This window comes from Actinobacillus suis ATCC 33415 (genome assembly GCF_000739435.1).
Lineage (GTDB): Bacteria > Pseudomonadota > Gammaproteobacteria > Enterobacterales > Pasteurellaceae > Actinobacillus > Actinobacillus suis.
In genome coordinates, this window is record NZ_CP009159.1 from 2045085 (window position 1) to 2059972 (window position 14888).

Below are 14888 nucleotides of genomic sequence, written 5' to 3' on the forward strand. Positions count from 1 at the left end.
GAGATCAAGCTATTCTCGATGATAAGGGTGATTTGTTGTCAGTGACCACGCACGATATAAACTTTCCGCTACGATCACTCGCACCATTGGGTGCGGTAAGGTTAGAGGTGAAAGCGACCAACTTTGTTCCGCTGCTGCTTTACATTCCGGCGAAAGTCCTTCCGGCCCGCCAATCAACAAGCACACATCTCGTCCGTCATTTTTCCATGCTTCCAATTGGCTCGCCAATTGTTCGGTTGTCCAAGGTTTGCCCGGAATATCCAACGTCACAACTTTGCCTTTACCGGCAGCCGCTAACATCGCTTTGCCTTCTTGCTCTAAAATGCGTTTAATATCCGCATTCTTACCACGTTTACCGGCAGGAATCTCAATCAGTTCAAAAGGCATATCTTTCGGGAAACGGCGTTGGTATTCTTCGAAACCGACCTTCACCCAATCCGGCATTTTTTGTCCGACCGCAATTAATTGTATTTTCATTGTGCTACCACAAAAATGACAGTTATGCCCAAAGTTTTTCTAATTGATACATTTCACGGGCATCCGCTTGTAATAAATGCACGATCGCTTGACCGAAATCGACCACGATCCAATCCGCCACCGCTTTACCTTCTTCGCCAAATACTTCAAAGCCCGCTTGTTTTGCTTCTGCGCTTAAACGATCTGCGGTTGAAGCCACGTGACGTACCGAAGTACCGGTTGCGATAATCATAGTATCGGTAATGCTCGATTTACCACGCACATCAATCGCTAAAATATCTTTCGCTTTTAAATCATCTAAAGTTTTTGTTAAAAATTCGACTAAATTTTGTTCCACGTTCAGTTCTCTTTCAAATTTACTAAAATACAAATGTTAAATTTTAACACAAATTCGTTGCAATATAACAAATAGACAAAAGTAAAGCGGTCGTATTTGCAAATTTTTTTACAAATACGACCGCTTGTATTTAACCGGCTTAGAGCTGTGCCATTTGTTCTAATAACTGAGGCGATTTATCCACCATACGAAGCAACAGTACCGCTTGTGGATTCGGTTTGGTTTTGCCTTGCTCCCACCCTTGATAAGTCCGCACGGAAGTATGCAATTTATGCGCAAAAACCGCTTGCGACAGATTTAATTTTTCTCGAATCAATTTAACTTCAGACGGGCTAAGTTCTACTGGTTCAGGCTTTTCTAATACCGTGGTTCGCAGGGTGATTTTGCCTTGGATATGTTTTTCATAAGCATCAAGCCCTTCCATTAAATCATCAAAAAGTTTTCCCATTACTACTCCTTATCTCTAATTCAACAATACGCTTCACTTTATTCGCTAACATATTGCGTTCCGTATTAGATAAATCTGATTGTTCATCTTTACCATATGCGGTAACCAACAAAATTTTTGAATAATTCACAATATGATAATAAATTACCCTTGCTCCACCTCTCTTACCTTTATTTCGTTGCATATCTGCAATTCTAATTTTGCGTAAGCCGTTCGTACCTTGGATTAAATCTCCTTTATTAGGATTTTCTAATAGCTCATTCTGAAAATGTCTATATTCTTCATCACTAAGGTGCTTTTGTCTATATCGCTCAAAAGGTGGTAATTCTACAAAAACTAACTTCACTGTTTCCTCACTATACGCTTAAAGCGTATGATTTTCAACCAATGAAAGATAGCTTATAAATGTTTGGTTAATATACAACTTTATTATTTTTCTTTTGCGATCAAGATCGAAAATCCACTTCATTCGTCTCAAAAAATAAGGCTAGTGAAAACTCACTAGCCTTTTTACTCTTCTTAAGCCATTAATTTTTTTAAGCGATATAGCTCATCCAACGCTTGGCGGGGGGTGAGTTCATCGGGGTCTATGCTCATTAATGCTTTTTCCAGTTCGCTTTGTTGTACCGCAAGCGGTTGAATTTGCGGGACTTCTTGCAAATCCGCGCTGAATAAGAGATCGCCTTGCGGATTATCGTGCGCTTCTTTGGTTTGTAATGAAATTTCTTCCAAATGCGCTAAACGCTGTTTCGCCAATTGAATCACCTGTTTCGGCACACCGGCAAGCGCCGCTACTGCCAAACCGTAACTTTTACTTGCCGCACCTTCTTGTACGCTGTGCATAAACACGATGGAATCCTGATGTTCTCGGGCATCTAAATGCACGTTCGCTACACCTTTTAACTGACTTGGTAAACTGGTCAGCTCAAAATAGTGCGTCGCAAATAAGGTAAGCGATTGGGTTTTCTTGGCTAGCCATTCGGCACACGCCCACGCCAGCGATAAACCGTCATAAGTTGAAGTACCACGCCCGATTTCATCGATCAGCACTAAGCTGTTTTCGGTTGCCTGATGCAGAATATTCGCCATTTCGGTCATTTCCACCATAAAAGTCGAACGGCCTGAGGCTAAATCATCACTTGCGCCGATACGGGTAAAAATTCGGTCTAATGCGCCGATTTCCGCACTATCCGCCGGAACAAAACTGCCGATATACGCCATTAGACTGATCAATGCAATTTGACGCATATAGGTACTTTTACCGCCCATATTCGGGCCGGTTACCACCAATAAATGACGTTGTGCGTTTAAGAATACCGGATTAGCAATAAACGGATCCTTTAACACTTGCTCCACCACCGGATGGCGACCGCCTTTGATATTCACACCTCGTTGTAAGCTGAAAGTCGGGCGCACATAGTTCAAACTTTCCGCTCGCTCGGCAAGATTGGTCAGTACGTCTAATTCGGATAACGCCATTGCCGCTAATTGCATTTCGCCCAAACGAGGCATAAGTAAATCGAACAACTCATCATAAAGTTGCTTTTCTAACGCCAATGACGCACCTTTTGCTTTCAGAACCTTATCTTCATAGGTTTTCAGCTCAGGAATAATATAGCGCTCGGCATTTTTCAGGGTTTGGCGGCGTACGTAGTGCATCGGGGCTTTATGCGCTTGCCCTTGGCTAATTTGAATATAGTAGCCGTGTACCGCATTAAAGCCGATTTTAAGCGTATCAATACCGGTTGCTTCTCTTTCTCGAATTTCGAGGTTTTCCAAATATTGCGTTGCACCGGCAGAAAGCTCTCGCCATTCGTCCAACTCCGCATTGTAACCTTCTGCAATCACACCGCCGTCACGAATTAATTGTGGAGGCGTTTCAATAATCGCACGCTCAAGCAGTGCGTGTAATTCGCTGAAATCGCCTATTTGTGCCACAAGTGCATCAAGCGAAGCGGTCAAATTTTTCGCATTTTTTGCAATATCAGGCAATTGAGCCAAGGCGGTGCGCAAACGAGTTAAATCACGTGGGCGAGCCGAGCGCAATGCAACACGAGCAAGGATTCGCTCCATATCACCGACATTTTGGAGTAACGGCTGAAGCAGTTCGATACGTTGCTCTTTTTGTAAAGTGTCAATTATATCTTGACGCTTTTTCAACTTTTCTAGGTCACGAATCGGTTGATGAATCCAACGTTTCAGCAAACGGCTGCCCATTGGCGTAACACATTTATCTAAAACTGCCGCTAACGTATTTTCCGTTCCGCCGGCTAAATTCTGGGTCAGTTCTAAGTTACGGCGAGTTGCCGCATCCAGCAAAATAGTGTCACTATTTTGCGCCAAATGAATACTGTTGATATGTGGTAAGGCGGTACGTTGTGTTTCTTGTGCATAGTGTAAAACACAACCCGCCGCACATAATGCTACGACTGCTTTTTCTACTCCGAAACCGGCTAAACTTTGCGTACCGAATTGGCGATTTAATAAATTAATCGCCGTGACTAACTCAAACTCCCACACCGGACGGCGGCGTAAACCTTTATAATTATTTAGAATTTCAGCAGCAGAAAAGTCTTCCGCATAGAGAATCTCCGCCGGTTGTAAGCGTTGTAATTCAGCAGCGAGCGCTTCTTTATTTGGTAATTCGGTAATTAAAAAACGCCCGGAAGTCATATCTAGCGTGGCAATCGCAAACACGCCTTTTTCTTCATAAATCGCAGCGACTAAATTGTCCTGACGTTCCGGTAATAACGCTTCATCACTTACGGTACCGGGGGTAACGATACGTACCACTTTACGTTCAACCGGCCCTTTGCTCGTTGCTGGATCGCCAATCTGCTCACAAATCGCCACCGATTCGCCCAATGCGACCAATTTAGCTAAATAGCCTTCTACCGCATGATAAGGCACGCCCGCCATCGGAATCGGCTCGCCTGCCGATGCACCTCGTTTGGTCAAAGAAATATCTAACAACGCCGCCGCTTTTTTGGCATCGTCATAAAACAACTCGTAAAAATCGCCCATACGATAGAACAACAAAATATCAGGATTTTGCGCTTTAAGTTGCAAATATTGCGCCATCATCGGCGTGTGTTTAGAAAGATCTTGAGTCATGGCTTCGCAGTTAAGTTAGTCAAAATTGGCAGTTAGTGTAACAGATTGAGGGAGTGGAAAAAACTGCGGAGCATAAAAGGAATGATTAAGGGAATGATCAGATAAATGAAACAAGCGGTCTAAATTTGCAAAATTTTTGCTAATTTAAACCGCTTGTCATAAGGTTTAATCCGCACGAATTTGATGTAAGAAGCGTTTAGTGCGTTCGTGTTGCGGATTTTGGAAAAGCTGTGCCGGCGAGCCTTGCTCGACAATTTCACCGCCGTCCATCACGACCACTACATCCGCTACATCTAATGCGAACTTGATTTCGTGCGTAACCACCACCATTGTCCAGCCTTCTAGCGCCAACTCTTTCATGGTATTCAACACGTCTTGCACTAATTCCGGATCAAGCGCCGAAGTCGGTTCGTCAAATAACATCAATTCTGGTTGAATCGCTAACGCACGTGCAATGCCGACACGCTGTTGCTGACCGCCGGATAATTGGAACGGGTAAAGCTGTGCTTTATCGGATAAACCAACTTTTGCCAATAATTTCTCAGCTTCCGCTTTAGCTTGTTCTGGCTTTTTGCCTTGCACAAATACCGGGCCTTCCATCACATTTTCTAATGCGGTTTTGTGTGGAAATAAGTTGTAATTTTGGAACACCATACCTGATTTACGGCGTAAGGCAAGAATCTGTTTTTTGATATTTTTTGCCGAAAAATCCACGCTTAACGGCTCTGAACCGTCAAACGTGATTGTGCCTTGCTCCGGCATTTCCAGCGCATTTAAACAGCGTAAAAACGTAGTTTTACCGGAACCGGACGGCCCGAGAATCACCACTACCTGACCTTTTTTAATTTCCAGATCAATGCCACGTAAAATCGTGTTGTCGCCAAAGGTTTTATGAATATTGCTAATTTTGATCATTTTGTTTTCCGTGGTTAGCCATTATTTCGCCACAAAGCGGTTAAAGCGGCGTTCGAGTTTTGCTTGAATCAAGAAAAGCACCCAGCAGAAACACCAGTAAATTAAACCTGCTTCAATATATACCGGCAAGAAGTCGTAAGACATATTCGCCATTTGTTGTGCGACACGGAACATTTCCGTTACCGTTACCACAGAAGCCAATGAAGTATCTTTAAACAAACCGATAAAAGTATTGCTTAACGGCGGTACAGCCACGCGAATCGCTTGCGGGGCAATAATACGGCGGAAGGTTTGCATATAGGTCATACCGATGGTATAACCGGCTTCCCATTGTCCTTTCGGCACGGAAGAAATTGCCGCACGCACGGTTTCCGAACCGTATGCACCGATATTCAGCGAGAAACCGATAATCGCCGCCGGAATCGGATCAATATACACACCGATCGCCGGTAAGCCGTAAAACACCACCGAGATTTGCACCAACATCGGCGTGCCTCGGATAATCGAGATATACACTTTCACAATCGCAAGAGCAATGCGATGCAACATACCATTTACTGGGGTAACTCGGATCAACGCCACGCCGACCGCAATCGCCATACCGATAATAAAAGAAGCGATTGCTAACGGAATGGAAACCAAGACCGCCGCTTCGACCATTGGGAAGAAAGCATCCATCACCAGTTTCACACGAGCCTCATCCATAAATGGAATTTGCAGTAATAAATTTTCTAACACAAACTATCCTAATAAAAATTGATTTAATGAAATTCTAAGGGATATAGATAGAAATGTATACGTCTAGACGTCTAAATAATCTAAAAAGAAAAACAAGCGGTCTAAATTTGCTAAAAATTTGCAGATTTAGACCGCTTGCTTCAAAGCGTCTGAACGTATTGAGTTATTTCACACTAATATCACGACCAAAGAATTGTTCGCCGAGCTTTTTCAACGTACCGTCTTTTTGTAACTCAACAATTGCCGCACTAATTTTGTTTAACGCTTCTTGGTTACCTTTGTTCGTCACTAAACCGGCACCCACTTTTTCAGGTGATTCCCAAACAATTTTTAAACCTGATTTCGGGTTTTTCTTCAGATAATCCAATAACGCAAGATTGTCGTTGAAAGTTGCATCCGCACGTTTTTGTTGAATGAGCAATAAGCCTTGCGCCATACCGTCAATCGGCACAATGTTCGCACCGTTATCACGCGCTAATTCGCCGTAGTTTGAGCTTAATGTTTGAGCGGTTTTTACGCCTTTAACATCCGATGCCTGCTGGATTTTTTCTTCATCGTTGCGCACCACTAACGCCGCACCAGACCAGCTATACGCTTCCGATTTATCAAAAGTCGCTTGACGCTCCGGTGTGGTTAAGCCCACTTGGTTTGCCACTAAATCGAAACGATCCGCTTTTAAACCGGCTAACATTGCGTCCCATTGCGTTTCTTTAAACTCAACTTTAACGCCTAATTTTTCTGCAACCGCACGAGTTACTTCCACATCATAACCGGTTAATTTACCGCTTGCATCATGATAAGTGAACGGTGCATAAGTCCCTTCAGTACCGACTGTAATCGTACCTTTGGCATTAATTCTTTCGAGTAACGTTTCTTTAGCAAACGAAGTTGCTGATGTCGCAAGTGCAATCGCAGAAACCGCAATCACTGATAATTGTTTTAACATAGTAGGAACCCTCTTAATTCGAGAAAATTAATAGATAAAATATATGATGTTGTGTTTTTTTCGAATTATTAGAGAAATTTATGCAGGCTTCAAATAACTAAATGGAATAATAATTAGCTAAATGTTGTAAGGATGTTAATTTGAACGAATTGGATGTAAAACAAGCGGTCGAATTTTCATAAAATTTTGCAAAAAAGTAACCGCTTGTAATCAAGACTAGACGAGATATGCGCCGCAACAATGTTTAAATTTTTTAGCCGAACCGCAGACGCAATTCTGTTTTTGCGAAGGCAGCGGCACCGTTGGGTCAACAAAATACCAGCGGTTATTTACTAACACAAACAGTGACAATTCGTGGTGTGCTTCTACGCCGTTTTCAGTATCAAATAATGCTTTAAACTCAACCAGACTGTGGATTTTACTGATATTCGGCTTGTGAGAGAGAATTTCTAATCCCGCCCATTTGGTGCTTTCACCCCACGCTTTCATCGCTACCTGATCCAAAAATTTCTGCTGGCTAGGAACGGTGGTCTCCACAATATAATCAATATTGACCAGAGTATAAGCCGCATAGCGTGAACGCATTAACAGCTCCGCCGTTGCCGGATAAGCTTGCTTGAGATGAAACGGTTGGCAACATTCTACATAATGCTTACCCGACTGACACGGACAAGCGGTTAAATTTTCTGACATTTTTGCATTCCTCTTTTTAGGCACGATATTGTAACGATGAAACAAATGAAATACAGCAAAAATCCCATCCCTCTAAAAAGAAAAGAGCACATTTAATCATGTGCTCTTCTGTTAGAAAATCTAATTAGTGCAATTCCTCTCGAGTAGGAATCGAACTTTGTGCGCCCATACGGGTGACTGAAATCGAAGAGGCTTTGTGGGCGAACATTACCGCATCTCGCATAGACTTGCCTTCTAATAAAGCAACCGCCAGTGCGCCGTTAAAGGTATCGCCGGCGGCGGTGGTGTCTACCGGTGTGACTTTAAAGCCGGCAATAATTTCGCCGTTGCCGTTTTCACTTAAAAACGCCCCTTTCGATCCCAAAGTAATTAACACGGTTTGAATACCTTTTTGATGGAACACATTCGCCGCTTGTTTGGCGGTTTGTTCATCGACCACTTGAACGCCTGTCAGTAAGGCAGTTTCGGTTTCATTTGGGGTAATCATATCGATATTCGCTAAAATTTCGTCCGAGAGCGGCTGTGCCGGTGCCGGATTTAAAATCACTTGGGTGTGATGAGCTTTCGCAATTTTTAGCGCTTTTTCGACCGCTTGTAACGGCGTTTCTAGCTGAACCAGTAGGCAATCCGCACTTTCAATCGTGGCTTGATGTTGTGCCACCACGCTTTCATCTAGCTTTGCATTCGCACCGGCGGAAATCACAATGCTGTTTTCGCCTGAATCCGCCACTTGAATCATCGCAATGCCGGTCATTTGATCAGCCACTTCAACAATGTGTTCGGGATTAATGCCGTCTTGCACAAACGCTTGTTTCATTGCTCGCCCAATATCATCAGCGCCGATACAAGCGATAAAATCTACATCAACTAATGATGCATCTCGCACACGAGCCGCTGCTACCGCTTGGTTCGCCCCTTTGCCACCATAAGCAATATGATAATGACCGCCTTTCAGCGTTTCGCCCGCTTTTGGGAAATAAGGGACTCGAATAACATGATCCGCATTTACGCTGCCCAACACACAAAGTTTTTTCATAACTACCTCAAACCGACCTCACACAAACCTAGCGATGCCGGAACCGTCAAAATAACGGATCCGGAGCCAAAATTACTGACTAATTACTTTTAACGGTACAGGGATTTTCGCTTCGACTTTTTCGCCTTTAAGTAATTTATCCGCAGTTTCCACACCTAACTCACCGATTTTATCCGGTTGTTGTGCGATGGTTGCCGCCAGTTTTCCGCCTTTTACCGCTTTCACTGCATCATCCGTACCATCAAAGCCGACAACGATAATATCTTTACCTGCCGCTTTAATCGCACGTAATGCGCCTAATGCCATTTCATCATTTTGTGCAAATACCGCTTTTGCTGCACCGTGGCTTGCCAGTAAGTTTTCAGTTACGTTTAAGCCTTTAGTACGGTCAAAATCCGCCGGTTGGCTGGCCAATACTTCAAATTGGTTTGCCGCTACCGCTTGTTTAAAGCCTTCACCACGCTCACGAGCCGCGGAGGTACCGGTAATACCTTCCAATTGAATAACTTTGGCATTTTTACCGACTTTCTCCGCGATAAAATCGCCCGCCATTTTACCGCCGGCAACATTATCGGAAGCGATGTGGCTCACCACTTCACCTTTATTCGCACCACGGTCTAAAGTGATTACCGGAATATTTTTCTTATTCGCAATCGCCACCGCATTACCAACCGCTTCCGAATCTGTCGGGTTAATCAGTAATACTTTCGCACCGCGCACTGTGAGATCTTCCACGTTCGCTAATTCTTTTGCCGGGTCATTTTGGGAATCTAACACCACTAATTTGTAACCGAGGTCTTTGGCTTTTTTCTCCGCACCTTCTTTTAAGGTAACGAAGAACGGGTTATCCAGCGTAGATACCGCTAACGCCAATGTGTCTTGCGCCATTGCTTTTGCACCGAATGCCAAACCTAGAGCAAGTGCTAAAGAAGTTAATTTTTTCATAGGAATCTCCTTTTGAGAGTAGGTTACGCTTTTTTACGGCCAAGGAAGTTATCCAAAATAACCGCTGCTAAAATTACTAACGCTTTTGCGACAAGCTGATAGTAAGAGTCAATATCTAATAAATTTAAGGCATTACTGAGGAAGCCGATAATTAACGCACCGATTAATGTGCCGATAATACGACCTTTACCGCCCATTAAACTGGTTCCACCAACTACAACTGCAGCAATCGCATCAAGTTCATAACCGGTACCGGCGGTCGGTTGTGCCGAACCTAAACGAGAGGTGACAATTAAACCTGCTAGTGCTGCTAACACGCCGCTGACTGCAAACACAAACAGTTTGATTTTATTCACGTTGATACCGGAAAGTGCGGTTGCCGATTCGTTACAGCCAAGCGCATAAATATAACGACCGATACGAGTTTGGGTCAGAATAAACCAACCGATAGCAAATAAGATAAACATTAACCAAACCGGCACCGGCACACCGAATAATTCGCCGGTACCAATCTCGGCAAAGTAATCGGCATTGTCGGAAAAACCGGTAGAAATCGGGCGACCTTCCATATAAATCATGGTGACACCTCGCAATAACAACATAGTGATTAACGTTGCCATAAAGGCTTGTACTTTACCGAAGGCGACTAATGCACCGTTTAACAAGCCGATTGCCGCACCGAATAACAATACCGCCGGTACCACTAAATAAATCGAGAGATCTAAACCGATTAAAGTTGCCGCTACCGCTCCAGTGAGTGCTAAGACCGAACCGACCGAAAGGTCAATGCCTGCAATTAAAATCACAAACGTCATACCGATCGCAATAATCGCATTCACTGACGTTTGGCGTAAAATATTCAATAAGTTATCGACACTAAAAAAATTCGGATTTAAAAATGACACCACCGCAATTAATGCGAGTAATGCAATGATAGAACGTTGTTCTATCAGGAATTTTTTTAGATTAAATGCTTTGTTCATATTGATTCCTTTTGCAAAATTCTTGCTAAATTTGACCGCTTGTAAAAGCGCCTAACTTATTTGCCGATTGCGGCGGATAATAATTTTTCTTGGGTTGCTTCCGTGCGAGAAAACTCGCCACGAATGTCGCCTTCTCGCATTACAATAATGCGATCGGACATCCCTAATACTTCCGGCATATCGCTTGAGACTAAAATAATACTCAAACCTTCAGCTTTGAATTTATTAATCAGCTGATAGATTTCTTTTTTCGCCCCTACGTCCACACCTCGGGTCGGTTCATCTAAAATCAACACGTTCGGACGTGTCATTAAGCCTTTGGCAATCGCCACTTTTTGCTGATTACCGCCGGATAATTCGCCGATAATCTTATCCGGACTTGGGGTTTTGATATTAAACAGATCGATAAAATCCACCACGGTCATATTCTCTTTTTCGTGGTTAATACGTCCCCAATTCGATAAATATTCCAAAGCGGTCAGCGACATATTTTCTTTGACCGACATACCTAAAATTAAGCCGTCGCCTTTACGGTCTTCCGAAATATAGACAATACCGTTATTTAAGCCGTCTTGGCTGGAGCGGTTATCAATCGTTTTGCCGTCTAATAGCACTTCGCCGGCGGTTTTCGGTAATGCGCCGTACAATACCTTCATCAGCTCGGTACGCCCTGCGCCCATCAAACCGGAAACACCTAAAATTTCGCCTTTATGCAATTCAAACGAAACGTTATTCACACCGCTACCTGATAAATTTTTAACCGATAAACAAACCTCGCCGATCGGATTATCAATATGCGGATATTGATCTTCTAACTTACGCCCAACCATCATCTCAATTAAACGATCTTCGGTTAAATCCGCCACTGTACTTTCACCGATAAATTGACCGTCACGTAATACGGTTACATCATCACAAATTTGGAAGATCTCTTTTAAACGGTGAGAAATATAAACAATGCCTCGTCCTTCCGCTTTGAGTTCTCGAATTACACTAAACAATGCTTCGGTTTCGGTATCGGTCAGCGCATCGGTTGGTTCGTCCATCACAATCACCTGTGATTCAAAACTCAAGGCCTTGGCGATTTCCACCATTTGTAATTCGCCGATCGATAATTCGTTTGCTGCTTGGCGACTGGAATGTTTTACCCCGAGACACGCCAACAAGCGGTCGGATTCCTCATACATCTTGCGCCAATCAATACCGCCCCAAGCATTGGTAAATTCACGCCCGAGGAAAATATTTTCCGCAATCGACAAGTTACCCAAAATATTTAGTTCTTGATGAATAATGCTTAAACCGGCTTCTTGCGAGGCTTTTGGATTGGCAAAGCTGACCGCTTTACCAAGGTATTCAATCGTACCGGCATCACGCTGATAAATACCGGTCAAAATTTTCATCAGTGTCGATTTGCCCGCACCGTTCTCGCCCATTAGCGCCATTGCTCTGCCCGCATAAACATTTAAACAGGCATTTTTTAACGCTTGCACACCAGGAAAGGCTTTATCAATTCCGCTGATTTTCAACAAGGTTTTCATAGTTTCCTCGCTCTAGAACGGTACGCCTGAGTAAAGAATCACATTCGCATACGGCGAACATTCACCGGTACGCACCACCGCTTTCGCTTGATTACTACGTTGCTTAAATTCACTGTGCGCCACGTATTCCACCTCAATTCTACGCCCTTGCTCTTGCTCAAGTTCATCAATAATTTCAATTAACTGCTGTTCAATGGTCGGGTTAAATTGTTTAATTTCTTCCGCCAATAAAATACGTTCGACAAAGAGTTCAGTTAGCACCACTTCCAAAGTAGATAAAAAACTTGGCACACCTTTAGTAAGGGCTAAATCAACACATTGTTGTTCAGAAGGAATCGGTAAGCCGGCGTCACAAATGGTTAAGCCGTCCGTATGCCCTAGGCTGGCAATCACACCGGAAAGTTGTGCATTTAATACCGCTGTTTTTTTCATATTTCCTCCTTTTAGGTTACTTTTTATTTTATCGAAACGTTTCGATGAGTAAAAAATAGAAAAAATCACGAAAAAAAGCAAACGTTTCTTGTCGGATTTGAGAGGTCTATCACAAATTTTTTAAAAGGAACGGCGAACGACAAGTTCGGGGGTAAGTTCGATTTCTTGATAGGCTTTATCCGGCTGATGAATACGGGCAATCAACTGTTCCACCGCATTTTTTGCCAAACGGGCTTTGGGTTGATGAATCGTAGAAAGCGGCGGAGCGAGATATTGTGCTAATTCGATATTATCGTAACCGATCACCGCAATATCTTGCGGAATACGCAAACCGGCTTGCCAAGCGGCTTGATATACGCCAATGGCAATGCTATCGCTCATCGCAAAAATCGCTTGAGGGCGAGAATTCAGCGCCAATAATCGGCTTGCACATTCCAAACCGGCTTGATAATCAAAATGACCTTCAACTATCCATTCGGAACGAATTTGCAAATTTGCCTCTAAAATCGCCCGCTTGTAACCTTGTAAACGGTTTAATGTATGGGATTTCGATTGTTCGCCGGTAATCACCGCAATCTCGGTATAGCCGGCATCAATTAACGCTTTTGTCGCAAGATAACCGCCTAATTCCGAATTTTCATGCACTTTGTCCGCTTTTAGCGCCTGTTGCCACCAGTCAATCACCACCATCGGTAATTGAATATTTGCCATCACGCTTTCATCTAAATCTTGCGGTTCGGAACACATCAATAATAAACCGTCCACTTGTTTGCGTAACAAGCGGGCTAAATGTTGTTCCAAATTGGTACTGTTACCGTCAGTGTTTACCAAAATTAAATGATAGTTATGTTGCTCGCAATAACGCTCAACATGACGCACCACTTCCGCAAAAAACGGGTTACTGCTGGTGGTAACTAACATGCCGATTGTGTTGGTTTCTTTTACTTTCAGGCTGCGAGCCACCAATGAAGGCGTGTAATTGAGTTCCGCCACCACTTTTTCGATCCGCTGGCGAATTTCGTCACTCACAAAACGTGAGTTATTGATCACGTGGGAGACGGTGGAAGTGGAAACGCCCGCAATCCGAGCTATATCTTTCATTGTTGCCATAAAATTGCCTTCATAGGTGTTTACAAAATAGGGTTTTGCAAAATTTTGCTAAAATCTTACCGCTTGTCATTTTGCAAATAAAACATAAAATCATACTTTCCGTTAAAATAGCGACATACTTCACAAAATTTAATCCTATGAGCAAACATAAACGCCCGACTTTACAAGATATTGCCGAACATTTAGGCATTACCAAAATGACAATTAGTCGCTATTTACGCAATCCGGCTTCGGTGGCGGAAGATACCGGTAAACGAATCGCCGTTGCGATTGAACAATTCGGTTATATTCCGAATCGTGCACCGGATATTCTGTCCAATGCAAAAAGTAAAGCGATTGGCGTGTTGCTGCCGTCTTTAACCAATCAGGTATTTGCCGATGTGTTAAAAGGGATTGAAAGTGTAACTGATGCTGCCGGTTATCAAACCATGCTCGCCCACTACGGCTATAGCGAACAAAAAGAAGAACAACGCATTGAATCACTCCTTTCTTATCATGTGGATGGATTGATCTTATCGGAAAATCACCATAGTGAGCGTACGCTCAAAATGTTAAGTGTCGCAAAAATCCCTGTGATTGAGATTATGGATACCAGTGAAAAAGGGCAACAACAAGCGGTTGGTTTTGACAATATTTTTGCTGCTCAAGCCATGGTTGAAACCATGATCAAACGTGGTTGCCGCCAAGTGGTTTATTTTTCGGCAAGAATGGATAAACGTACTCGTTTAAAAATGCGTGGTTACGAACTTGCCATGCAAAAGCATAAACTAACGCCTTACACTATTGCAACAGAAGAATCCTCTTCATTTACGTTAGGTGCTCGTCAATTACACATTGCGTTAGAAAAATATCCGAATATCGACGGTATTTTCTGCACCAATGACGATTTGGCGATTGGCGCACTGTTCGAATGCCAACGCCTAGGTATTAAAGTGCCGCAACAAATTGCAATTGCCGGCTTTCACGGACACGATGTTGGTCAATCGATTACCCCACAATTGGCGAGCGTGATAACTCCTCGGTTTGAAATCGGCAAAGTTGCCGCCCAGCAATTACTAAATCGAATTAATCACCAAACGCCACAAGATGAAATGATTAATCTTGGCTATAAGATTCATATCGGTGAAACAATTTAGGCGATAAAAAAGCGGTCAAATTTCGCAAAAAATTTGCAGA

Annotated in this window: 16 protein-coding genes; 1 reads left to right on the forward strand and 15 read right to left on the reverse strand. The window is 43.2% G+C overall.

Going from position 1 to position 14888, the window contains the following annotated elements:
- Positions 1-9 precede the first annotated feature (9 nt).
- The 15 genes from rlmH to ASU1_RS09495 form a co-directional block, all read right to left on the reverse strand.
- Entirely contained in the window at positions 10-477 is a 468-nt protein-coding gene (gene rlmH / locus ASU1_RS09425; protein ID WP_005598965.1) for a 23S rRNA (pseudouridine(1915)-N(3))-methyltransferase RlmH, read from the reverse strand.
- 22 nt (positions 478-499) lie between these two features.
- Entirely contained in the window at positions 500-814 is a 315-nt protein-coding gene (rsfS, locus tag ASU1_RS09430; RefSeq protein WP_015674146.1) for a ribosome silencing factor, read from the reverse strand.
- A gap of 139 nt (positions 815-953) precedes the next feature.
- Positions 954-1262 carry a helix-turn-helix domain-containing protein gene (locus ASU1_RS09435; RefSeq protein ID WP_015674147.1) on the reverse strand — a complete coding sequence of 103 codons (309 nt, stop codon included), beginning with the start codon at positions 1260-1262 and terminating at the stop codon, positions 954-956.
- On the reverse strand, positions 1246-1608 hold the full coding sequence (locus ASU1_RS09440; protein ID WP_015674148.1) for a type II toxin-antitoxin system RelE/ParE family toxin: 363 nt from the start codon (positions 1606-1608) through the stop codon (positions 1246-1248). The genes ASU1_RS09435 and ASU1_RS09440 overlap by 17 nt, the downstream gene beginning before the upstream one ends.
- Positions 1609-1781: 173 nt before the next feature.
- Entirely contained in the window at positions 1782-4376 is a 2595-nt protein-coding gene (gene mutS, locus ASU1_RS09445) for a DNA mismatch repair protein MutS (RefSeq protein WP_039195494.1), read from the reverse strand.
- Between the two features lie 165 nt (positions 4377-4541).
- Positions 4542-5291 (reverse strand): amino acid ABC transporter ATP-binding protein, encoded by a 750-nt coding sequence (locus ASU1_RS09450; protein WP_015674150.1) that lies wholly within the window; start codon positions 5289-5291, stop codon positions 4542-4544.
- Between the two features lie 21 nt (positions 5292-5312).
- A complete protein-coding gene (locus tag ASU1_RS09455) occupies positions 5313-6029 on the reverse strand; it encodes an amino acid ABC transporter permease (protein WP_005605560.1) in 717 nt (238 codons plus the stop codon).
- A gap of 163 nt (positions 6030-6192) precedes the next feature.
- Positions 6193-6975 (reverse strand): amino acid ABC transporter substrate-binding protein, encoded by a 783-nt coding sequence (locus tag ASU1_RS09460; protein ID WP_015674151.1) that lies wholly within the window; start codon positions 6973-6975, stop codon positions 6193-6195.
- Positions 6976-7191: 216 nt separating this feature from the next.
- Positions 7192-7668, reverse strand: coding sequence for a YchJ family protein (locus ASU1_RS09465; protein ID WP_015674152.1), 477 nt, complete (start codon positions 7666-7668; stop codon positions 7192-7194).
- 124 nt (positions 7669-7792) lie between these two features.
- A complete protein-coding gene (gene rbsK, locus ASU1_RS09470) occupies positions 7793-8704 on the reverse strand; it encodes a ribokinase (protein ID WP_015674153.1) in 912 nt (303 codons plus the stop codon).
- A gap of 72 nt (positions 8705-8776) precedes the next feature.
- Positions 8777-9649, reverse strand: coding sequence for a ribose ABC transporter substrate-binding protein RbsB (rbsB, locus tag ASU1_RS09475; protein WP_015674154.1), 873 nt, complete (start codon positions 9647-9649; stop codon positions 8777-8779).
- Between the two features lie 23 nt (positions 9650-9672).
- Entirely contained in the window at positions 9673-10632 is a 960-nt protein-coding gene (rbsC, locus tag ASU1_RS09480) for a ribose ABC transporter permease (RefSeq protein ID WP_015674155.1), read from the reverse strand.
- A gap of 56 nt (positions 10633-10688) precedes the next feature.
- Entirely contained in the window at positions 10689-12170 is a 1482-nt protein-coding gene (gene rbsA, locus ASU1_RS09485) for a ribose ABC transporter ATP-binding protein RbsA (protein ID WP_039195498.1), read from the reverse strand.
- 12 nt (positions 12171-12182) lie between these two features.
- Positions 12183-12602, reverse strand: a complete 420-nt coding sequence (rbsD, locus tag ASU1_RS09490) for a D-ribose pyranase (RefSeq protein ID WP_015674157.1) — start codon at positions 12600-12602, stop codon at positions 12183-12185.
- A gap of 120 nt (positions 12603-12722) precedes the next feature.
- Positions 12723-13712 (reverse strand): substrate-binding domain-containing protein, encoded by a 990-nt coding sequence (locus ASU1_RS09495; protein WP_015674158.1) that lies wholly within the window; start codon positions 13710-13712, stop codon positions 12723-12725.
- 137 nt (positions 13713-13849) lie between these two features.
- Between ASU1_RS09495 and gntR the strand changes: the two genes are divergently transcribed.
- The gene (gene gntR, locus ASU1_RS09500) at positions 13850-14848 is read left to right on the forward strand and encodes a gluconate operon transcriptional repressor GntR (protein WP_015674159.1); all 999 of its coding nucleotides are present in this window, start codon (positions 13850-13852) and stop codon (positions 14846-14848) included.
- Positions 14849-14888: the final 40 nt, after the last annotated feature.

Bases quoted from the DNA above. Each gene is read 5' to 3' on its own strand.
- rlmH (WP_005598965.1), bottom strand. From the start codon at position 477: ATGAAAATACAATTAATTGCGGTCGGACAAAAAATGCCGGATTGGGTG.
- rbsK (WP_015674153.1), bottom strand. From the start codon at position 8,704: ATGAAAAAACTTTGTGTGTTGGGCAGCGTAAATGCGGATCATGTTATT.
- ASU1_RS09435 (WP_015674147.1), bottom strand. From the start codon at position 1,262: ATGGGAAAACTTTTTGATGATTTAATGGAAGGGCTTGATGCTTATGAA.
- rbsA (WP_039195498.1), bottom strand. From the start codon at position 12,170: ATGAAAACCTTGTTGAAAATCAGCGGAATTGATAAAGCCTTTCCTGGT.
- ASU1_RS09450 (WP_015674150.1), bottom strand. From the start codon at position 5,291: ATGATCAAAATTAGCAATATTCATAAAACCTTTGGCGACAACACGATT.
- mutS (WP_039195494.1), bottom strand. From the start codon at position 4,376: ATGACTCAAGATCTTTCTAAACACACGCCGATGATGGCGCAATATTTG.
- rbsD (WP_015674157.1), bottom strand. From the start codon at position 12,602: ATGAAAAAAACAGCGGTATTAAATGCACAACTTTCCGGTGTGATTGCC.
- ASU1_RS09495 (WP_015674158.1), bottom strand. From the start codon at position 13,712: ATGGCAACAATGAAAGATATAGCTCGGATTGCGGGCGTTTCCACTTCC.
- rbsB (WP_015674154.1), bottom strand. From the start codon at position 9,649: ATGAAAAAATTAACTTCTTTAGCACTTGCTCTAGGTTTGGCATTCGGT.
- ASU1_RS09465 (WP_015674152.1), bottom strand. From the start codon at position 7,668: ATGTCAGAAAATTTAACCGCTTGTCCGTGTCAGTCGGGTAAGCATTAT.
- ASU1_RS09460 (WP_015674151.1), bottom strand. From the start codon at position 6,975: ATGTTAAAACAATTATCAGTGATTGCGGTTTCTGCGATTGCACTTGCG.
- rbsC (WP_015674155.1), bottom strand. From the start codon at position 10,632: ATGAACAAAGCATTTAATCTAAAAAAATTCCTGATAGAACAACGTTCT.
- gntR (WP_015674159.1), top strand. From the start codon at position 13,850: ATGAGCAAACATAAACGCCCGACTTTACAAGATATTGCCGAACATTTA.